The following is a 19,200-nucleotide window of genomic DNA, read 5'->3' on the forward strand; positions in this document are numbered from 1 at the left end:
GTCACATGACACGGCGCTCCCGTCGAACCGAGCGCCTTGCAGCGTCGCTTGCACTCAGACATTGTAGTCAGTCATTGGCGTACTGGTAGGTCAAAGTGTTAGGTATCTCGCGTGTGTGGCGAGCGCATGCGGCTTCGCGACTCAGCGCTGGAGTCGACGTCGAAGTGGACCGATTGAGAATGATTCCTGGCAACGCTCTCCGGCCTCGAAGACCGGCAAGAGCTTCTGGCGCAAGCCTCGTGAGTCGGTCGATCCCGGCAACTCTTGCGAGGTTTCGCAAGCAACTACGCTGCTCGATTGGATACCTGCACCTTCAACCGTTGCAGCGTCAACGTTCGCGCTTGCGTGAGTCAGTCGACCCGTGTCGGCCGGCCATTGAATGCCGGCGCGATCTGCAAAACGATCGTTCGAATGCGCTTTCGCCAGGCGCGCGGCCATGCGAGAACGGCATCCGGCATGAAGCGCGCGACGAGCAGCAGCAACGCGAGCAGCGCTGGACACCAACGCAGATCGGTCGGCACCGGTTCGCGGCGAGCGAAGCGCGCATCGAGCAGCGCATCGCCGAACGATGTCACGTTCAGCAGGCGCCGGTAGTCGAGGCCAGTCTGCCCCGCCACCGACGCAAGGTACTCGCCGTGCAATTCGGACAACTCCTCGTGCGTTTGCGCCTCGACACCGGAGCCTGGCGTCGGCGGCAGCTGGATCACGTCGTCGGCCTGCCAGTAGCCGATCCGGTTACCGTTGGCGTCGGTCTTCGGAATCGCTGCGGGCTGGTCGCCCCCAACGCCGATCAGCCAGCCCCTGATTCGCGCGGCATTGATGCCCTCCATCAGCGGGCGCGCCGCCGATACCGGCGGCGCCTCCTGACCATCGGTGACGAACGCGATGGCCGCGCCGCCGCCGACCTCCTGCGCGACCCGCACGGCCGAATACACACCGCCCTCGGCAATGCGGCTCCAGTTGGTCCAGCGCATGCGCCCGTCGATGCCCTCGAGCGACACCAGCAGCGCGTCGTAGTTGCCACAGACTTCGACCGGCGCCATCAGCAGCAACACCCGTTGCCCCGTGAACACGCTCCAGCCGACCTTCGAGCCGCACGGCAAGCGCCCGAGCGCGTCGCGCATCGCGGCCTGCGCGAATTTGAGCCGGCTGACCGGAGCACCGTCGAGCACCACGTCCTCGACGTCCATGCTTTGCGTGATATCGAACGTCACGATGTAGTTAAACGTGTTGCGCGGCAAAGTGACGTCCGGCATCGCGACCGCCGCGATCAATGCGACGAGCGCGAGCGGCGTCAACGCCTGACGCCATCTGGCGAAGCCGCGCTCGCGCGAGACGCCGCTCATGGCAAGTCCTGGCTCTGCGGGTCACGCAGCTTGACGTTGTGCTGCTCTTTCACATCCGGCCCGGCGAGCGCGGACGGCGTTTCCGGCGCAAGCCACAGCGCGCGCTCGAGGTTGTAGCGCGCGTCCCACTCGTCGGGCGCCGCGCGCAGCGCGAGCCGGTAGCGCGCCTTGGCCTCACCGATCATCGCGAGAGACCTGACCGTCTGCGCCGTGTCGCCGCTGCCTTCGCGCAGGTACAGGTTGCCGAGATCGAACAGCGCCGCGCGGCCGACTTCGTCAGGCGGGCTGCCCTCGGGGATCAGACCGTTATAGAGCCGCGCCGCCGCGTCATACGCGCCCGCTTTCGACAGCGCTATCGCGCGGGCCAGTTGGACCTCGCGCGCGTCGTCGCCGGCAGCCTGGTCGCGCGCAGCGGCGTTCGTCGCGAGAATGGCCTGATCGACGCGCTCCGCGTGCTGCAGACGAACGAAGCCAGACGCGGCCCACGCGGCGCAACAGATCGCCACGGTGCCGAACAGCGTGTGGATCAGCGTGCGCTTCATGCCCAGCTCCTGACCTGCAACTGGTGCAGCAGCACCAGCAGCGCCGAACAGAACAGCGCGAGCGCGAAACAGTACAGACTCAGGTCCTGGCGAGGCAGATGCTCGACGAACGTCGTCGTCGCGTTCTGCTGCCGGTTGATCTCCGCGATCGCCGCCATCATCGCCTTCGGGTCTTCGGCCTGAAACAGCCTATACGGTGTCCTGAGCGTCAGAAAGAAGCGATGCAGCTGCGCTTCGGCCGAGGTTCCGCTGACGGGCTGCGTCGCGTTGAGATCGGGACTGAAGACGCTGCTGCGCAAGTAGATGAAGTAGAGGGCGATCCGGTTGCGTCGCAGTCCCGCCTCGATGCGCCGTTGCATCGTTTCGTCGAGCAACGCGCCGCCATCGGAGACGAGCACGATCGCGCGGCGGCCCGACGACAGGCGCCCGTCGAACTGCGCGATCGCCGCGAGCATGCCGCGATCGAGCTCGGTGTCCGGCATGCCACGGCCAATCGCCGTCGCCGCGACAGCGGCCTCGATCACGCGATGGTTGTACGTGAACGGCATCGCCAGCACGGGGTTGGTGCCGAACATCATGAACGCGAGCCGGTCGTTGGGCCGCTGCTCGACGAAGCGCGTCAACGCGGCGCGCGCCACGTGGTTCTTAGAGTCGCCGCGCGGCGCCTCGACGCCCTTGCTGCCCATCGGCTCGTCCATGCTCGCGCTGCGGTCCATCAGGATCAGGATCTGCGCGCCGCTGCCGGTGCGCAGCACCTGCAACTGCGAGCGCCCCGGCCCCGCCAGCCCGACGACGATCGCGGCGATCGCCAGTGCCGCGCCGCCGCGTACGAGCCAGCCGGCCGCGCGCCCGAGATCGTCGGCGGGCAGCCACGCGACGCTCGAAAACACCAGCGTGTCGCTGCGTCGCCGCAGCAGCGGCAGCGCGGCGAGCGGCAGCAGCGCCAGCATCCACGGCAGGGCGAAATCGAGGCTCATGGTCATCGCTGATGGCGCCTCTCCGCCCGATACAACGCACGGCACAGCGCGTGCAACGACAGCTCGCCGGGATTGCCGACGGCCTTCGGCGCCGGTGTGAAAAAGCGCTCGGACGACGCCAGATAGAAACGTTCGAGCTGCGCGCGCAGCGGTTGCAGATAGGGCGCGCGCGCGAGCAACGCGGATAGCGAAGCCGCATGCACGACCTGGCCGGCGGTTTCGTTCAGTGCGCGATGCAGGCAGACCCACGCATCGTTCGATGAAGCAGCGGGCGCCTCCGGTAGCCGCTGCATCTGCCGCCATGCACGCGCGAACGGCAGCCGTGCCGCCTCGCGTCGGTTGCGCGCCCACCACCAGCTCGCCCACGCGAGCAGGGTCGCGAGCAGCAGGCCGAGCGCCCACGCGATCTGCCGACGCCAGCCGGCCGTGCCCAGCATGGGTGCCTGACGATCGGGCCGCAGCGGCTGCAAATCCCCTGCGGCGAACGCCGTTTGCGGCGTCAACGGTCCGATGCTCGCCGGCCATTCGGCGACTTGCAATTGCGTGCCCGCTGCCGACGTCAACGTCAACGCGGGCAACGTGATCTGCGTGAGCGTCTGAGGCGCATTGACGACCTGATACGCGATCACCATCCACTTGCGGCCGTTGGCATCGGTTTCGAGCGTCACGGGCCGGCGTTCGAGCCACACGCCCGTGCGTCCGACCGAAGGCGGCGTGACCGCGCCGAGGTCCCGATCGTTGGCCTGCAGCAGCACGCGCTGCGTCAGCACATCGCCGAGCACATAGCCGAACGCGCGCGGCTCCTGAACGAGCGCGCTCGCCACGGCGGCGCTGGCCGTCGCGCTCGCGGCGCCGCAGAGCGACGCGATCAGCATAAGCAGCCCCGCCCGACGAGCGACGCCACCGCGCACACCGCGCGCGCTCATACCGTCATCTCCAGAAAGTAGCGCGACATCGCTTCCGGATCGAACGCGCCTTCGACATAGAACGGCCGGATGCCGCGCGCGCCGAACCCCGCGGCGAGTTCGTCGCGACGGCGCGCGACGCCTTCGCGCCAGCGCTCGCGCACATCGCGGGAAAGCCACACGCGACGCTCCTCGCCGGACTCCGCATCGTTGACGGCCAGCAGCGACGCGTGGTGCGGCGGCGTGATCTCGGCCGCGTCCCACACGACCATCGGCACCACACACGCATGCACCAGCATGTCGAGTACCGACGACAGTCGCGCGAGCGGCCAGTGGAAATCGGACACGACGAACACGAGCGCCTGGCGTCCAGCGATACGGATCGCGCAACGCCGCAATCCTTCGACGGCCTCGCGTCCGGCCTGACCTCCGGCCTGACCTCCGGCCTGACGTTCTGCCTGGCCATTCGCCTGACGATCAGCCGTTTCACCGGCGCGTTCGCGCAGCATGCTCGCGAGCAGCGAGCCGGTGCCCCGCCCCGTGCGCGCCGGCATGAACAGATCGTCGCGTTCCCCGCGATCGAAGGCCAGCATGCCGAGCCGGTCGCCGACCCGGAACGCGCTATGGCCGAGCGCTTCGACGAAATCGGCGGCGACCTCCAGCTTCGTTTTACGGCTGCCGAACCGCATCGACGCCGATACGTCGACGATCACGAACACCGGCACCGCGACGCGCTGCAAATGCACGCGCACGAGCCACTCGTCGCGCGCCGCGCGCAAGCTCGCGCGCAGATCGAGCCGGCGTGGGTCCGGGTAGTCGAACAACCGGCCGTGCATCGCGAACTGCTGACCCGAGCCGAAGCTCGAGCCCGGATGCGAGCCGGGCCGCGCGCCGGCCGCGCGCATCGGCAGACGGTAGTGGAATTCCGCGGTGTCGTTCATCGTGGTGCGCGCGCCGCCGGTCAGCGAGGCACGGCGACGTTCGCGACGATCCGCGCGATCAGCGCCTCGGCCAGCTCCTGGCGGCGTAGCTCGTAGATCGGTGTGAAGAACACGCGATGCCCCAGCGCCGGCAGCAGCACTTCGTGAATGTCCTCCGGAAGCAGATGCGTGCGTCCCGCGAGCCACGCGACCACGCGCGCGGCCCGCAGCAGCGCGCTCATGCCGCGCGGACTTGCGCCCGCGAGAATCAGCTGCTCCATGTCGACGCCGTCGAGCGCGATGCCGAAGCGCGCCGGCGTTTCCGTCGCCTGCCAGATGTCGTGCACGTAGCGCTCGATCGTCTCGCTCGCCTGCACGCCCTGCTGGATCGCCGCGCCGATCCGGTTCAACTGCTCCCACGCCACGATCGACGGTGTCAGTTGCGCGAGCAGGCCGTCGACGTCATGGAACCTCGTGTCGAAGACGAGGCTGCGCCGCGCGTCCTCGTCGGTCGGCGTCGGCATGTTCAGCTCGAACAGGAAGCGGTCGCGCGCCGCCGACGCGAGCTCGAAGGTCTCTTCCTTCTCGACCTTGTTGCGGTCGGCGTATACGGTCATGTGCGGAAAGCGGTGCTCGCGGTCGAACGCCCACACGGAACGTTCGGCCATCGCGCGCAACAGCAGCGATTGGACCTGTGGACGCGCGCGATTGATCTCGTTGAAGAAGAAGGTGGTCAGTTGCTCGCCGTGGCGCAGCAGCGGGCCCGGTTCGATGCGCGGCTTGCCGTCGGCATCGACATAGGTGTGATAGACGAGGTCGCCCGGCATCAGATCGATCGTCCCTTCGACGCGCTCGAAGTCGCCGCCGACCACGCGCGCGAACGCCCGCAACACGGTCGTCTTGCCGACCCCGACGCCGCCTTCGAGCAGCACGTGGCCGCGTGCGAACAACGCGACGCTGATGAGCCTCAGCGTCTGCTGCTGACCGACGACGACTCTCGCGACTTCGTTTTCGATCCGCTGGGCGTGAGAACGCCAATCCTGGAGCTGCTCGCCAGAAACCATCGCTGCGATCCCCTTCCGTGGTGGCTGGCGTTTATTTGCACGACGCTCGAACGTCGACGCGCTTCAAGCGCTCGCCAGCCTTCCGTTCAAGCATGGTTTATGCCGATCGTGAGCACGGGACCCAAGAGTTAAATCGAATGCGAAAAGTTGGCAGCCTGTCACGACAGCCGGGTACAGACTGTGCCATCGACGCTGCCTGGGACGCGTCGTTCACCAGCAAGCCGACGAGCGCATGACGTTACCGCTTCGCGCCGACCGGCGGTTTCGCAAACACCCCTGCAAACTGCGCATATTCCTGCTCCAGATGCACCGCCGCATGCTCGAGCAGAAACTGCCGGAACATCATGCTGGTCGGCGAAAGCTGCTTCGTGCGCAGATGCACGACCTGCCACGCGCGTTCGATCGGCGTGCCGTTCACGTCGAGCAGCGCGATCTCGCCGGTGCGCAACTCCAGCTGCAACGTATGCAGCGAGATCAGACTCACGCCCATTGCCCGCCATCACCGCCTGCTTGATCGTTTCGTTGCTGCCGAGCGTGATGGTTTTCGCGGGTGTGAACAGATGCTGCCGGAACATCGCCTCGGCGGCCATGCGCGTACCCGAGCCCGGCTCGCGCAGCAGGAAGGTGTCGCGGCGCAACTCCTGCAGATCGAAGCGGCGCGCGCCGCACAGCGGATGATCGAGCGGCGCGATCACCACCTGAGGATGACTCGCGAGCGGCTCGGCTGTCGTATCGAGTTCGGGCGGCGGGCGGCCCATGATCGCGAGATCGATCGCGTTGTCCTGCAACAGACGCAGCAACGCGTCGCGATTGCCGACCGAGAAGTGCACGTCGACTTTCGGGTATAGATGCGAGTACATCGCCAGCAGTTTCGGCGCGAAGTAGGTCGCCGAACTGACGATGCCCACGTTGATCGAGCCGCTGTCGGCCTGCTTCAGCGACATCATCGCGTCTTCGGTGTCCTTGATTTCGCCGAGAATGCGGCTCGCGTGATGGGTCAGCACCTCGCCCGCTTCGGTCAGCGTGAGCTTGCGCGCGATGCGCTCGAACAGCCGCAGGCCGACCGCCTCTTCGAGCTGATGAATCTGCATCGACACCGCCGGCTGCGTCAGATGCAGCTCCTCGGCCGCGCGCGCGAAACTCGTATAGCGGCTCGCGACGACGAAAATCTGCAACTGCCGCAGGGTCAGCGTGCGAACGAAATTCAGCTTGACCCGGTTCGTCGCGAAACTCGCGTTCTGCATTTGATTCAGCGACTCGCTCGCGGCGCATTCGATGACGGTTTCGCCGGCGCCTTGCCCGAGGGCAACTTGTTCAGTGCCGATTGAAAGCTCAACGACTCCGTATGCGCCGGATGCGCAAAGTCGTTGTTGGGACCCGGCACGTCGGTGCGGATCTGCACGACCTGGCCCGGCACGCCGTCGGCGAGCAGGAACGTGTAGCGCTTGCCCGTGTATTGTGCAAAGCGCTCCGCGTTCGGATCGTTCAGATAAGGCTGCACGACGATGCGCCGCGCGCTGACCGGCTTGCCGCCGACCTCGCTCGGCACGCTCTCGATCTGCGGCCCCGCGGCGAGCGCGAGACGCAGACGCTGCTGGAAATAGCGGCGCTGCCCGCCGGTGAGACCCTGCATCTCCGCGATGTCGTGTTCGAGAAAATAAATGATTGCCGGATTGCACTGCAGCCCGCCGATCGGCAGGTTCACGCTGCCGCTATGGTCGGACACCTGTGCGTCGCCTTTCGCGTTGTTCTCGCTCAGCACCAGCACCTTGACGACATCGGCGCTGCGAGACGGTTGCCCGGAATCGATCAGCGCGTAGTCGAGTTCGGTCTGCGCGGCGACGCCGTGCAGATGATCGGTCAGAAAAATCAGCCGCTCGGCCGGCGTGATCTCGTCGCCGCCCGGCGCCGACGCCGGACTCGCCGCACGCGCGGCGGCTGGCGCGAGGCACAGCGCACACAGCGTCCCCATCAGCGCGGCGCGTGCCGCGCGCAGCCAGGCGCCGCGCGCGCGCGTCATTGCGACGCGTCGCCGGGCTTGCCCGCCGGCGCGTCGACTGGTTTGAGCATCGGCACCTGGTAGGTCGCGAGGATGCTGTCGATCTTGTCGTGATTCGCGCCGATCCATTGATCCACCTTGTCCTTCCACTCCTTCTCGCCGTAGCGCACGCCCATCGAAATCGTGTAGTCGAAGCGGATGCCCGGCCCCGGCGGGAACGGCACGAGTCTGACCGAATCACCGGAGCGCTTCGCGAAGTAGCCGGCAATCGGCCCCCATAGGAACACCACGTCGACGTTGCCCGCGCGCAGGTCGTGCTCGATCATCTGGCCCGGGTACACGGCCGGATCGCCGCTTTGCACCTGGTACGACACCGCCTGGTCGATCAGGTTGTGGCCGAGCAGCCAGTCCACCGCGGGGGTTTGCGAAAAGATGCCGAAGCGCAGCTTGTGCAGTTGATCGGGCGGCAGCTTCAGCAGGTCGTCGGGCGTCTTGATGCTCGCGAACTCGGGGCGGTTCGGCAGCACCATTGCGTAGGTCGAGCGCAGATACGGCTGCGTCGTCGACGTCATTTCATAGCCCTTCGGCACGCCGATGATCAGGTCGCACCGATAGCGCTCGCTGCCGTCCTCCTTCTCGCGCAGCGTGTGGCGCACGAAGCCCATGCGCTGCGGAAAGTACGTGTATTCGAGCTTGTAGCCGAAGTCGCTCGCCATCTGGGCCGCGATGCGGTTCTCGTAGCCCTCGCCCTTGTCGTTCGACAACGGCATGTTGTTCGGGTCCGCGCACACCCTGAGCACGCCGTCCGCGCCGTCGTTGTTCGGCAGCGCGGGGCCGTCCGCCCGGACCGCGGCGCTCGCGAGCGCCGCGCCGCACAATGCGGCCGCGATCACGCTGACATGCACGGACATGCTTCTCTTATCACGCATCGTGAGCCTCCGGAAGAATGACGACACGGCGTTATTTGGCGTCGATGGCCTTCAGATCGCCCGGCTTGATCTGCCCATCGGAGCGCCCTTTCAGGTACGCGTAGAGGTTTTCCCAGTTCTTCTGCATCATCTGGCTCGTGCTGAAATCGGGCATGCCCTTGTCCACCCGGCCGCCGAACACCGTGCGATGAAACTCGGTCTTGTCCAGCGTCTTGAACGCGTCGATCAGCGACGGCCCGACCATGCCCTGCTGCTGCGCGCCGTGGCAGCGTTCGCAAGCGAGCGCGCGCCACGTCTTCCAGCCAAGCAGCGTATTACTGTCCACCTTGGTGCCGTCGACCACCTTGTACGCGACCTGCGCAATCGAAGGATTGTTCTGCGCGTATCCGACGGGCAGCACGACGAGCGCTGCGGGCAACACCGTGAGCAACAGGATAGATCGGCCTTTCATGCACATGTCTCCATCTGGGAATAAGCCGCGCCCCGATGCGTTTCATCGACGCATCCACCAACGGGCGCGATCTGGGGGTGATTCAATGCTTGCGCGAGACTGACGGGGCGGCCGTGCCTGTTCAAGCCGCCCCGCTGGTTCAGCCTTTCATTGCAGCCGTTCGTTCAGCTCTTTTCGCCAGGAATCGCGAACACGAACAGCGTGCCGCCGAGCGCGGTGTACTTCGCGAGATCTTTGTAGCCGCCGACCGCACCCAGACCTTCGGTCGGCTTCTCCAGACCAGCCGCCATGCCGATGCCGGCCCAGCCGCCGATGCCCGAATACACGCCGACGTACTGCTTGCCCTGATACTCATACGTGAAGACGTTGCCGATGATTCCCGACGGCGTCTTGAAGCGCCACAGTTCCTTGCCGTCCTTGATGCGCACCGCCTTCAGGTAGCCTTCCAGCGTGCCGTAGAACGCGATGCCGCCCGCGGTCGCCAGCACACCCGACCACACCGAGAACCTCTCCGGCTTCGAGTAGACGATCTTGCCCTTGCTCGCATCCCACGCGATGAAGTTGCCCATCGCGTTGCCCTCGTTCGGGCCCGGATACATCGACAGCGTGGCGCCGACATACGGCTGTCCCGACACGTAGTCGACATCGAACGGCTCGTAGTCCATACAGACGTGGTTGGTCGGCACGAGGAACAGGTGCGAGTTCGGATCGTATGCCGCCGGTTGCTGGTCCTTCGAACCGAGTGCCGCCGGGCAGATGCCCTTCACGTTGTGATCGGAGCCGGCCGCCTGCGTCGAGTACGCCGCGTTGCGGATCGGCAGGCCGCTTTGCAGGTCGACACGGTCGGCCCAGTTCACCGCCGGGTCGTACTTCTGCGCGACCAGCAGCTGTCCGGTGATGCGATTGAGCGTATAGCCGAAGCCGTTCCGGTCGAAGTGCACGATCGCGGGCACCTGCTTGCCGTTGATCGTCAGATCGGACAGGATCATTTCGTTGACGCCGTCATAGTCCCATTCGTCGTGCGGCGTCATCTGGTAGACCCATTTGGCCATGCCGGTATTCAGGTCGCGCGCGAAGATCGACATCGACCATTTGTTGTCGCCCGGACGTTGCGTCGGGTTCCATGTGCCCGGATTGCCGGTACCGTAGTACACAAGGTTGAGTTTCGGATCCCACGCATACCAGCCCCACGTGGTGCCGCCGCCGAGCTTCCACTGATCGCCCTTCCATGACTTCAGCGACGAATCCGCGCCCACCGGCACCATCTGGCCGTTCGAGTACGTCATCGTCTTTTGCGGGTCGAGCAGCATATCGTTGTCGGGGCCCGTGCTGTACGCGGTCCAGGCCGGTTTGCCGGTCTTGATGTCGTACGCGATCAGACGCCCGCGCACGCCGAACTCGCCGCCCGAGATCCCGGTCAGCACCTTGTCGCCGAATACGTGCGGCGCGTTGGTGTTGGTTTCGCCGGCTTTCGGATTGCCGTTCTGCGCGGTCCACACCACGTCGCCCGTCTTCGCGTTCAGCGCGACGAGCTTGGTGTCGGCCTGCTGCAGGAAGATCTTGCCGTCGCCGTACGCGAGACCGCGATTGACGGTGTCGCAGCACATCACGGAGACGACCTGCTCGTCCTGTTTCGGCTGATACTGCCAGAGGAAAGTCTGATCCTTCAGGTTGACCGCAATGACCTTGTTCGGAAACGGGGAGTGGACATACATCGTGTCGCCGATCACGAGCGGCGCGCCTTCATGGCCGCGTAGCACCCCGGTCGACATGGTCCATGCGACCTGAAGTTTGCCGACGTTGTTCTCGTTGATCTGCTTGAGCGGGCTGTAGCGGTGATTCGCATAATCGCCCGCCTGGGCCGCCCAGTTGGCTGGATTTTTCATCAGCGCGTCGAGCTGCGAATCGGCCTGCGCAGCCAGAGAGCCAAAGGCTGCGGATGCGAGGATCGCGAGCCCAAGAACTACAGTGCGTAAGTTCATGTCTCCTCCAGAATTGTCCTGCTGTTCAACTCACGAATGACCCACGCTACCTCATCGCATCGTGCGCGCCTTCTCGAGTGCAGGTAACGATTAACGCGCTATCCCGATTCGATGTCGGGCTTCGCGACGCATGAACGGCCGACGCATATTCCATGCCGGAATAGCGGCAACGTTTGCCGCTATTGGCTGCGCTGGCCCGGCGACTCGGCACGCGCGAGGTGTCGCGGCACTCGGGCGTTGCACGCCGATGCTTGCATGGCGGTAAGCTGAAGGGCCTGCATCACGCGATGCGGCACATACTGTGTCACTTGCGTGATACGAATCGTGTCCTTTGCGAATCACACGCCGCGGCACGGGCCTGTCACTTGCAACGATGCTTCATTCGGCGATCGATTCGCGCATTCGAGGAGCAACAGCCATGGCAAACACCGAGCACGTCTATACCGACGAAGAGATCCAGCAGCGCCTCGTCGGTCCGCTGCAGCACTGGTATCTGGAAGATGGCTGGCTGCGGCGCAAATACCGCACCGAGGGCTGGAAGGGAACGCTGATGGTGGTCAACACCGTCGGCCACCTCGCGGAAGCCGCCTGGCACCACCCCGATCTGACGGTCTCGTACGCATTCGTGACCGTGAAGCTGAAGACGCACAGCGCCAAGGGCATCACCGACAAGGACTTCGCGCTCGCGACGAAGATCGAATCGGTAGTCCACTGGCAGCCCGGCCTCGAGGACGGCCCGCTCGAAGGCACGCCCGCCGACGATCAGCGCTTCCGCTATATCAAGTACGACGCGCCCAAACCCGCGCAAGGCAGTTGACACGCGTTCCTGTCGCCGGATGAAACAGCGCGTGACACAGTGCGCCTTCGGCGTCACACAGCGTCCATGCGGCGGCGAAACCGCGTGGGGCGCGGCGTGCCCGTTGAGAGGTTCCAGTGGGCCGAACCCGCGGCGGCGGCCGTTGCGCGTGCCTGGTACGGCTTTCGCTTGACGTCGCCGGGCGCACTATCGCTGGAACCCGCGACGCGTTGCGGACGCCCCGCGGCCGAACCCGGTCTTGCGCACCCGCAAGGACACCTGAGGACACTCGAGATGCCGCTTCAGCTCCGCCGCCTGCCGCCACGCGCCCCCATCACGATCGATGCACCCGCGCGGCTGCATCTGGGCTTTCTCGATCCGAACGCGTCGCTCGGGCGTGCGTTCGGCAGCCTGGGGCTCGTCATCGATACGCACGGCACGCGGATCGAAGCGCGGCTCGCCGAACGCGAGCAGATCGGCGGCGTGGTCAGCGAGGCCGAGCGCGAGCGCATCGCGCTGAGTCTCGCGCGGCTGCAGGCCGCCTATGGACCGGCGACACTTGCGATCGACGTGCTGGAGGCACCGCGCGCGCACACCGGCCTCGGCTCCGGCACGCAGCTGGCGCTGGCGGTCGGCACCGCGTTCGCGCGCCTCGTCGGCCAGCCGGCGAGGAGCGCCGAGCTCGCGAGTCTGCTCGGGCGCGGCGCCCGCTCCGGCATCGGCATACTCGGCTTCGAGTGCGGCGGCCTGCTGCTCGATGGCGGCCCGCCCGGCGATCTGCGCCAGAGCATGCCGCCGCTGCTGTCGCGCCAGCCGTTTCCGCAGCCGTGGCGCGTGCTGCTCGTCAGCGACAACAGCCGCGAGGGCTTGCACGGTACCGAGGAACGCAGCGCGCTCGCATCGCTCGCGCCGTTTCCGCAGCGGCTCGCCGCGCATCTGTGCCATCTGGTGCTGATGCAGATCCTGCCCGGCGCCGCCGAACATAACTTCGCGCCGTTCGCGCACGGCCTCACCGAGCTGCAGCAGACCATCGGCGAATATTTCGCGAGCGCGCAAGGCGGCGTGTTCGCGAGTCCCGACGTCGAGCACGTACTGCGCGCGGTCGCTGCCGAACGCACCGCCGGCATCGGCCAGACCTCGTGGGGCCCGACTGGCTTCGCGGTGCTCGCGAGCGCGCGCGAGGCCGACCGCGCGCTCGCGACCGCGCGCGCCGTCGCGAGCGCGCTGCCGCATATCGAATGCAGCGTCGTCGCGGGCCGCAACAGCGGCGCGGCGATCAGCGGCGCCGAGGCGCGCGCGCCGCACATCGACGCCGCATGATGCGCTGCACCGCTCAGGCCGCCGCTTACATAAGGCGCTGCCACGCGCGGCGCGGCCTTGCCTTGCGCCGTCCCCGAGATTGCCACTAAAACGAGCCCCTGCCATGTCAGAAACCCTTGAAAGGCCCTACATCCTGCACATGTTCACGGCCACGCCGCAGATGAGTCCGTTCGACGTCAACATGGCCGCCGACGCCGGCTATCAGGTCATCGTGCCGTATTGCAACGTCGAAGCGGGCATGGTCGCGAATCTGACGCAGGACGCGATCTTCTCGCGCGGCCCGAAAGGGGTGTCGCGCACCGGCATCTTCATCGGCGGACGGGACGTGATGCAGGCCGCCGACATGCTCGACACCGCGCGCCGCGCGATGGTCCCGCCGTTCGAGGTCTCGGTGTTCGCCGATCCGAGCGGTTCGTACACGACCGCGGCCGCGCTCGTCGCGCTGGTCGAGCGGCATCTGGGCAAACAGCACGGCGTGGAGCTGGGCGGCAAGCGCGTGCTGATTCTCGGCGGAACGGGCGCGGTCGGGCGCATCGCCGCGGCGATCGCCGCGTCGCGCGGCGCCGACGTGACGATCGCGAGCCACCACGACCGCAATCGCGCGCTCGGGGCCTCGGCCGAAGTCAACGAGCGCTTCGGCATCTTCACGAACGGCATCAGCGCCACGACGCCCGCCGAACTGCGCGGCGCGCTCGCCGACGCGGAAATCGTGCTCGCCACCGCCGTCGCGGGGGCGCAGGTGGTCGGCAGGGACGACCTCGTGCATGCGAAGCGCCTGCTCGTCGCCGCCGACGTCAACGCGGTGCCGCCCGAAGGCATCGCCGGCGTGAACGTGATGAACGACGGCAAGCCGATCGACGGCGTGCCGAACGCGGGCGCGGTCGGCATCGGCGCGCTGGCGATCGGCAACGTCAAATATCAGGTCGAGCATCGCCTCTTCGTGCGCATGCGCACGGGTGGTAAGCCGGTCTACCTGGGCTTCCCGGAAGCCTACGACGAGGCCCGCGCGGTCGCGGCCGGTCTCGGCTGAGCGCGGTCGTCATGAAGTCGCACCGCCCGCTCATGCATGCGCCGTTGGTCGCGGTCGTCGGGCAGTCCGCGCGCTTGCTCGCGCAGTCCGCGGCGCGCGCCGGCCTGCATGTCGCCGCGCTCGATGTCTTCGGCGACCGCGACACGCGCGAGGCCGCCGAGCTATGGTTCGACATCGGCCGTGGTGATGGCGCGCTCGGAATCCACCGGGCGCGGCTCGTCGATGCGCTTGCGCGTGTCGCGCGCTTGCCGGGTTTGCTTGGCTGGATCGGCGGCAGCGGGCTCGAACCTTTGATGCCTCAGTTGTGCCGCGAATCCGGCTTGCCGCGCTTTCTCGGCAACGCTGCCGAGGCGATCGCGGCCGTGCGCGAGCCGCGGCGTTTTTTCGCGCTGCTCGACGCGTTGCGGATTGCGCATCCGGCTGTGTCGTTCGAGCGGCCCGCGACGGCCGAGGGCTGGCTGTTCAAGCAGGCGGATGGTTGTGGCGGTACGCACATCGAGGCGGCCGACCCGTTCCATTTAACGACCGACTCCGCGCACGGCTACTTCCAGCGCATTGGCCAAGGCCGCTCGCTGTCGGCGCTTTTCATCGGCGCGCACGGCAGCGCGGATCTGATCGGTTTCGCCGAGCAATTCACCTGCGCGATCGGCGATCTGCGCTTCGTGCATGCGGGCTCGATCGGGCCGATCGACTTGCCGCCAGCGTTCATCGCGCGCGTGCAGCAAGCGCTCGACGCGCTGTGCGCAAACACCGGCCTCGTCGGCATCAACAGCTGCGACTTCCTGTCGGACGGCACCTCGTTCGACGTGCTCGAAATCAACCCGCGCCCTTCGTCGACGATGGCGCTCTACGAAACCGCGTCGCCCGATGCATGGCCGGCCGGCCTGCTCGCCTGCCACCTCGACGCGTGCCGCCACGGCCGCGCGCCGTCGGCCGCGAGCCTCGCGCTCGCCCGCGCGCCGCGCTGGCGTGCCGGTCAGCGCGTGCTGTTCGCGCAGCGGCCGTTCAGCGTCTCGGCCGCGTTCTCGGACGCCTGCCTGCGCGATCCGCAATGCCGCGACGTACCGATGCCGGGCACCCGCATCGACGCAGGGCAGCCGGTCTGCACGCTGCAAGTGCGAGCGGCATCGGTGGACGCGGTGTTCACCGCGCTCGACGCGCAGCACGAACGCGTCGTCCAACGAATCGAAACCTGCGATGAACCCGACCATGCCTGCCTCCACGCCCACAGCTGAGACTTTCCCGCCCGCCGCGTTGCCGAGCGTGAACGCGCTTTCAGAGCGCCTCGTAGCACGGCTCGTCGATCAAGCGGCACAGCTCGGCGTCGCACTGACGCGCACGCGCGATGGCACCGTGATCGCCGACGCCGGCGTCGACGCGCGCGGCAGCCTCGACGCCGGCGTGCTGATCGCGCGCATCTGCATGGGCGGTCTCGGCCGCGTCGCGGTACGCGCGAACTTCGACGCCGCGCCGCTGTGGCCGACGATGCTCGAGGTCAGCACATCGTCGCCGGTGCTCGCCTGTCTCGGCAGCCAGTACGCGGGCTGGAGCCTGTCGGCGACCAGCGAGCAGACCGGCGGCAAGAAATTCTTTTCGCTCGGCTCGGGGCCCGCGCGCGCGCTCGCGGTCAAGGAGCCGCTATTCGACGAACTCGGCTATCGCGACCGCCACGAGCGCGGCGCGCTGGTGCTCGAAGTGGACCGCCTCCCGCCGCAGGTCGTGATCGACAAGGTGCTGCACGATTGCGGCCTCGCGCCCGAACACCTGACGCTGATCGTCACGCCGACACACTCTGTCGCGGGAACAGTACAGGTCGTCGCCCGCGTGGTCGAAGTTGCGCTGCACAAGGTGCATGTGCTCGGCGTACCGCTCGATGAGATCGTCGCGGGGACGGGCTCGGCGCCGCTGCCGCCGCCCGCGCCCGACGGCATTCAGGCGATGGGCCGCACCAACGACGCGATCCTGTACGGCGGCCGCGTGCACCTGAGCGTCCAGCACGACGAGATCGCGCAACGTCTCGCCGACACCCTCCCCTCCGCCAATTCGCGCGACTACGGCCGGCCGTTCGCGGACGTCTTCACGGCCGTCAACTTCGACTTCTATCAGATCGATCCCGCGCTGTTCGCGCCCGCCGAGGTGTGGGTCAGCAGCCTCGAAAGCGGCGCGACCTATCATGGCGGCCGGCTCGACGGCGGCCTGCTGCGCAAACAGTGGGGCGGCGAGTCCGTCGCGCGATGATGATCACATCAGGCGTGCGCATCGCGATCATGACCGACGAAACCGGCTGGCACACCGGCCGGCTGAAAAAGGCGTTCCGCGCGCGCGGCGCCGAGGCGCGTTGCGTCGATCTCGCGGATTGCCGCATCGACACCACGTGGCTGCCGCACGGCCTCGCGATCCCGGGCTTCGGCCGCACGCTGCCGGACGCGGTGTTCGTACGCGGCATCGCCGGCGGCAGCTTCGAGCAGGTGACGCTGCGGCTCGGCATCCTGCACGCGCTGCGTGAATCGGGCGTGCCGGTGTACAACGACGCGCGCGCGATCGAGCGCAGCGTCGACAAGTCGATGACGAGCTTCCTGCTGCATCGCGCGGGCGTGCCGACACCGGCCACCTGGGCCGGCGAATCCGCCGCGTTCGCGCAACGCGTACTGATGCGCGAAGCGGCCGCCGGCCGTCAGGTCGTGCTCAAGCCGCTGTTCGGCTCGCAAGGCCACGGGCTGAAACGGCTCGGCGCGCGCGGCGGGCTGCTCGCGCCATTGCCGTCGCTCGCGCGTTATCGGCAGGTCGCTTATCTGCAGCGCTTCGTCGCGAGCGACCGGCCGGGTTTCGACTGGCGCGTGCTCGTGATCGGCGGCAAGGCGGTTGCGGCGATGCGGCGCAGCGGCGGCAAGGGCTGGATTCACAACGTCGCGCAAGGCGCGCGCTGCGAGCCCGCCGAGCTGACGATCCCGCTCGCACAGACGGCGGTGCGCGCAACCGCCGCGCTCGGGCTCGACTACGCGGGCGTGGACCTGATCCCGAATGCCGACGACGCCGCGCTGCCCCTCGTGCTCGAAGTCAACGGCGTGGCCGCGTGGCGCGGTTTGCAGTCGGTCGTGCCGCTCGATGTCGCGGCGGCGCTCGTCGACGATCTACTCGATCGCAGGCTGGCCGAGCAAGCCGCTAGCGCCGGGTTGCCCGAGCAGTCTCCGCAGCGCCGGGCTTGAGCGCGATGCCCGACACTCATGCGATTCCCGTCGAGCACGCGCGCGCGGCCTTCCTCGAAGCCTGCGCGCTCGACGTCACCACGCCGAAACCCGGCAACGTCAGCACCCAAAGCCCCGGCCACGGCATGCACGCGGCCCAGTTCCTCGCCAGCGCGGACGCGTCGCTCGACGCGCTATTCGCGCGCGGCGAGCGCGTCGGACAGCGCATTCTCGACGCGGTCACGCGCACGCGCGCGGCCGTCGGCTGCAATACGAATCTCGGCATCGTGCTGCTGGTCGCGCCGCTCGCCGCGGCCCTCGACGAAACCGGCGAACCGCCGGTGTCGGCGCAAGCGTGGCGCGCGGCCGTCGGCGACGTGCTGAGCCGGCTCGACGTCGAAGACGCTCGGCTTGCTTACCGCGCGATCGCGCTCGCCAATCCCGGCGGCCTCGGCGACGCGCCCGAGCAATCGGTCCACGTACCGCCGACGATCGGCCTGCGCGACGCGATGCGACTCGCCAGCGAACGCGACAGCATCGCGCGGCAATACGCGAACGGTTTCGCCGACCTGTTCGACACCGGCCTCGCCGCCTATTTCGAAGCCTCGAGACCAACGCCCGAACCCGCGCCCGCCGATCCAGGCGAAATCGCGATGCTCAACCTGTTTCTCACGTTCCTCGGCGGCTGGCCCGACTCTCACATTGTGCGCAAGCACGGCCTCGCGCTGGCGCAGAGTGTCACGCTCGTGGCACGCGAACAGCGCGCGCGCTGGCGCCAAACGCGATCCGCCGCGCGCCGGCTCGGCAAGCGATCCGCAACTCGATGCTTGGGACGCCGAATTGAAGGCACGCGCGATCAATCCCGGCACCAGCGCTGACCTCGCGGTGGCCACGCTGTTTCTTGCGCGCTGCGTCGAAGGGCGCGGTTAACCCTGAATCGTCTGGACTGAAGAAGACCCGAACAGCCGCGTCAGCAGGCCCTTAGCGACAACTGGCACGGAACCTGTTAGTTAGTACCGCCGTGCATTCCCGCACCGCTCTCGCGATGCTGATCCGGACGATCGCGGGCGGCGCCTCGTCAGCAGGTCCATACCTACTCTTTTGGAGGAACAGAATGGCCAAGATCAACCGCGTCATGATCGGTGAGTCGCTCGTCGGCGACGGCAACGAGGTCGCGCACATCGACTTGCTGATCGGACCGCGAGGTTCGGCTGCGGAAACCGCGTTCTGCAACGCGCTCACCAACAACAAGGACGGCTTCACGTCGCTGCTCGCCGTCGTCGCGCCCAATCTCATCACGAAGCCCAATACGATCCTGTTCAACAAGGTGACGATCAAAGGCGCCAAGCAGGCCGTGCAGATGTTCGGCCCGGCGCAGCACGCGGTCGCGCTCGCGGTGGCCGACAGTGTCGAGGACGGCACGATCCCGCAGGAAGAAGCCGACGATCTGTTCCTCTGCGTCGGCGTGTTCATTCACTGGCAGGCCGAGGACGACAAGAAGATCCAGCAGTTCAACTATCAGGCGACGCGCGAGGCCATCAAGCGCGCGGTCAGCGGCGACCCGAGCGCGGCTGAAGTGATGGCGAAGAAGGGCAGCGTCGCGCATCCGTTCGCGCCGAACTGACGGCGCATGCAAGCGCAGGAGACGCGGCGCCGTTGCCGGCCCCGCCTCCTCGCGCATCCCGTCGCCTCGCGGCCGCAAGGCACGCATCTCGCGCAGCGGTTCGCGAAGCAGGCTCAATGCTCTCGCAGAG

At 67.3% G+C, this 19,200-nt stretch carries 17 protein-coding genes and 2 pseudogenes; 8 read left to right on the plus strand and 11 right to left on the minus strand.

Going from position 1 to position 19,200, the window contains the following annotated elements:
• Positions 1-350: 350 nt before the first annotated feature.
• The 11 genes and pseudogenes from OKW26_RS01035 to OKW26_RS01085 all read right to left on the minus strand — a co-directional run bounded on the left by OKW26_RS01035 (position 351) and on the right by OKW26_RS01085 (position 11,115).
• Complete coding sequence (locus tag OKW26_RS01035; protein ID WP_429352376.1) at positions 351-1,346, minus strand: MxaL protein; 996 nt, start codon at positions 1,344-1,346, stop codon at positions 351-353.
• Positions 1,343-1,888, minus strand: a complete 546-nt coding sequence (locus tag OKW26_RS01040; RefSeq protein ID WP_429352377.1) for a tetratricopeptide repeat protein — start codon at positions 1,886-1,888, stop codon at positions 1,343-1,345. Before OKW26_RS01040 ends, OKW26_RS01035 begins: the two co-directional genes overlap by 4 nt.
• Entirely contained in the window at positions 1,885-2,871 is a 987-nt protein-coding gene (locus tag OKW26_RS01045) for a vWA domain-containing protein (protein ID WP_429352378.1), read from the minus strand. Before OKW26_RS01045 ends, OKW26_RS01040 begins: the two co-directional genes overlap by 4 nt.
• Positions 2,868-3,791, minus strand: a complete 924-nt coding sequence (locus OKW26_RS01050; protein WP_429352379.1) for a calcium incorporation protein MxaA — start codon at positions 3,789-3,791, stop codon at positions 2,868-2,870. The genes OKW26_RS01045 and OKW26_RS01050 overlap by 4 nt, the downstream gene beginning before the upstream one ends.
• The gene (locus tag OKW26_RS01055; protein WP_429352380.1) at positions 3,788-4,711 is read right to left on the minus strand and encodes a DUF58 domain-containing protein; all 924 of its coding nucleotides are present in this window, start codon (positions 4,709-4,711) and stop codon (positions 3,788-3,790) included. Before OKW26_RS01055 ends, OKW26_RS01050 begins: the two co-directional genes overlap by 4 nt.
• A 20-nt stretch (positions 4,712-4,731) precedes the next feature.
• A complete protein-coding gene (locus OKW26_RS01060) occupies positions 4,732-5,754 on the minus strand; it encodes an AAA family ATPase (RefSeq protein WP_429352381.1) in 1,023 nt (340 codons plus the stop codon).
• 238 nt (positions 5,755-5,992) lie between these two features.
• A pseudogene (locus OKW26_RS01065) lies at positions 5,993-6,998 on the minus strand (LysR family transcriptional regulator).
• A 5-nt stretch (positions 6,999-7,003) separates the two neighbouring features.
• Positions 7,004-7,774, minus strand: a complete 771-nt coding sequence (locus OKW26_RS01070) for a hypothetical protein (protein ID WP_429352382.1) — start codon at positions 7,772-7,774, stop codon at positions 7,004-7,006.
• Positions 7,771-8,682 (minus strand): substrate-binding domain-containing protein, encoded by a 912-nt coding sequence (locus OKW26_RS01075; RefSeq protein ID WP_429352383.1) that lies wholly within the window; start codon positions 8,680-8,682, stop codon positions 7,771-7,773. Before OKW26_RS01075 ends, OKW26_RS01070 begins: the two co-directional genes overlap by 4 nt.
• Before the next feature lie 31 nt (positions 8,683-8,713).
• On the minus strand, positions 8,714-9,133 hold the full coding sequence (locus tag OKW26_RS01080) for a c-type cytochrome (RefSeq protein ID WP_090810412.1): 420 nt from the start codon (positions 9,131-9,133) through the stop codon (positions 8,714-8,716).
• 164 nt (positions 9,134-9,297) lie between these two features.
• Positions 9,298-11,115, minus strand: a complete 1,818-nt coding sequence (locus OKW26_RS01085) for a methanol/ethanol family PQQ-dependent dehydrogenase (RefSeq protein WP_429352384.1) — start codon at positions 11,113-11,115, stop codon at positions 9,298-9,300.
• Between the two features lie 418 nt (positions 11,116-11,533).
• Between OKW26_RS01085 and OKW26_RS01090 the strand changes: the two genes are divergently transcribed.
• From OKW26_RS01090 to fae, 8 genes and pseudogenes are all read left to right on the plus strand, one after another.
• Positions 11,534-11,932 carry a 4a-hydroxytetrahydrobiopterin dehydratase gene (locus OKW26_RS01090; protein WP_090809095.1) on the plus strand — a complete coding sequence of 133 codons (399 nt, stop codon included), beginning with the start codon at positions 11,534-11,536 and terminating at the stop codon, positions 11,930-11,932.
• A gap of 273 nt (positions 11,933-12,205) precedes the next feature.
• Positions 12,206-13,231, plus strand: a complete 1,026-nt coding sequence (locus OKW26_RS01095) for a beta-ribofuranosylaminobenzene 5'-phosphate synthase family protein (RefSeq protein ID WP_090810411.1) — start codon at positions 12,206-12,208, stop codon at positions 13,229-13,231.
• A 103-nt stretch (positions 13,232-13,334) separates the two neighbouring features.
• Positions 13,335-14,261, plus strand: coding sequence for an NAD(P)-dependent methylenetetrahydromethanopterin dehydrogenase (locus OKW26_RS01100; protein ID WP_184051994.1), 927 nt, complete (start codon positions 13,335-13,337; stop codon positions 14,259-14,261).
• Positions 14,262-14,272: 11 nt separating this feature from the next.
• A complete protein-coding gene (locus tag OKW26_RS01105; protein WP_429352385.1) occupies positions 14,273-15,496 on the plus strand; it encodes an ATP-grasp domain-containing protein in 1,224 nt (407 codons plus the stop codon).
• On the plus strand, positions 15,459-16,499 hold the full coding sequence (gene mch, locus OKW26_RS01110) for a methenyltetrahydromethanopterin cyclohydrolase (RefSeq protein ID WP_429352386.1): 1,041 nt from the start codon (positions 15,459-15,461) through the stop codon (positions 16,497-16,499). Before OKW26_RS01105 ends, mch begins: the two co-directional genes overlap by 38 nt.
• Positions 16,496-17,467: an ATP-grasp domain-containing protein gene (locus OKW26_RS01115; protein ID WP_429352387.1), complete on the plus strand. Its 972-nt coding sequence runs from the start codon at positions 16,496-16,498 to the stop codon at positions 17,465-17,467. The genes mch and OKW26_RS01115 overlap by 4 nt, the downstream gene beginning before the upstream one ends.
• A 5-nt stretch (positions 17,468-17,472) precedes the next feature.
• Positions 17,473-18,376: pseudogene (locus tag OKW26_RS01120) on the plus strand (triphosphoribosyl-dephospho-CoA synthase).
• Between the two features lie 184 nt (positions 18,377-18,560).
• The gene (gene fae / locus OKW26_RS01125) at positions 18,561-19,070 is read left to right on the plus strand and encodes a formaldehyde-activating enzyme (protein ID WP_184067342.1); all 510 of its coding nucleotides are present in this window, start codon (positions 18,561-18,563) and stop codon (positions 19,068-19,070) included.
• Positions 19,071-19,200: the final 130 nt, after the last annotated feature.

Origin of the sequence: Paraburkholderia sp. 32 (assembly GCF_050435345.1) — a bacterium.
In the GTDB taxonomy this organism is placed as follows: domain Bacteria; phylum Pseudomonadota; class Gammaproteobacteria; order Burkholderiales; family Burkholderiaceae; genus Paraburkholderia; species Paraburkholderia tuberum.

What these genes read in the sequence shown, in the direction of transcription:
- OKW26_RS01035 (WP_429352376.1), bottom strand. Translation starts at nt 1,346, where the DNA reads ATGAGCGGCGTCTCGCGCGAGCGCGGCTTCGCCAGATGGCGTCAGGCG.
- OKW26_RS01040 (WP_429352377.1), bottom strand. Translation starts at nt 1,888, where the DNA reads ATGAAGCGCACGCTGATCCACACGCTGTTCGGCACCGTGGCGATCTGT.
- OKW26_RS01045 (WP_429352378.1), bottom strand. Translation starts at nt 2,871, where the DNA reads ATGACCATGAGCCTCGATTTCGCCCTGCCGTGGATGCTGGCGCTGCTG.
- OKW26_RS01050 (WP_429352379.1), bottom strand. Translation starts at nt 3,791, where the DNA reads ATGAGCGCGCGCGGTGTGCGCGGTGGCGTCGCTCGTCGGGCGGGGCTG.
- OKW26_RS01055 (WP_429352380.1), bottom strand. Translation starts at nt 4,711, where the DNA reads ATGAACGACACCGCGGAATTCCACTACCGTCTGCCGATGCGCGCGGCC.
- OKW26_RS01060 (WP_429352381.1), bottom strand. Translation starts at nt 5,754, where the DNA reads ATGGTTTCTGGCGAGCAGCTCCAGGATTGGCGTTCTCACGCCCAGCGG.
- OKW26_RS01070 (WP_429352382.1), bottom strand. Translation starts at nt 7,774, where the DNA reads ATGACGCGCGCGCGCGGCGCCTGGCTGCGCGCGGCACGCGCCGCGCTG.
- OKW26_RS01075 (WP_429352383.1), bottom strand. Translation starts at nt 8,682, where the DNA reads ATGCGTGATAAGAGAAGCATGTCCGTGCATGTCAGCGTGATCGCGGCC.
- OKW26_RS01080 (WP_090810412.1), bottom strand. Translation starts at nt 9,133, where the DNA reads ATGAAAGGCCGATCTATCCTGTTGCTCACGGTGTTGCCCGCAGCGCTC.
- OKW26_RS01085 (WP_429352384.1), bottom strand. Translation starts at nt 11,115, where the DNA reads ATGAACTTACGCACTGTAGTTCTTGGGCTCGCGATCCTCGCATCCGCA.
- OKW26_RS01090 (WP_090809095.1), top strand. Translation starts at nt 11,534, where the DNA reads ATGGCAAACACCGAGCACGTCTATACCGACGAAGAGATCCAGCAGCGC.
- OKW26_RS01095 (WP_090810411.1), top strand. Translation starts at nt 12,206, where the DNA reads ATGCCGCTTCAGCTCCGCCGCCTGCCGCCACGCGCCCCCATCACGATC.
- OKW26_RS01100 (WP_184051994.1), top strand. Translation starts at nt 13,335, where the DNA reads ATGTCAGAAACCCTTGAAAGGCCCTACATCCTGCACATGTTCACGGCC.
- OKW26_RS01105 (WP_429352385.1), top strand. Translation starts at nt 14,273, where the DNA reads ATGAAGTCGCACCGCCCGCTCATGCATGCGCCGTTGGTCGCGGTCGTC.
- mch (WP_429352386.1), top strand. Translation starts at nt 15,459, where the DNA reads ATGAACCCGACCATGCCTGCCTCCACGCCCACAGCTGAGACTTTCCCG.
- OKW26_RS01115 (WP_429352387.1), top strand. Translation starts at nt 16,496, where the DNA reads ATGATGATCACATCAGGCGTGCGCATCGCGATCATGACCGACGAAACC.
- fae (WP_184067342.1), top strand. Translation starts at nt 18,561, where the DNA reads ATGGCCAAGATCAACCGCGTCATGATCGGTGAGTCGCTCGTCGGCGAC.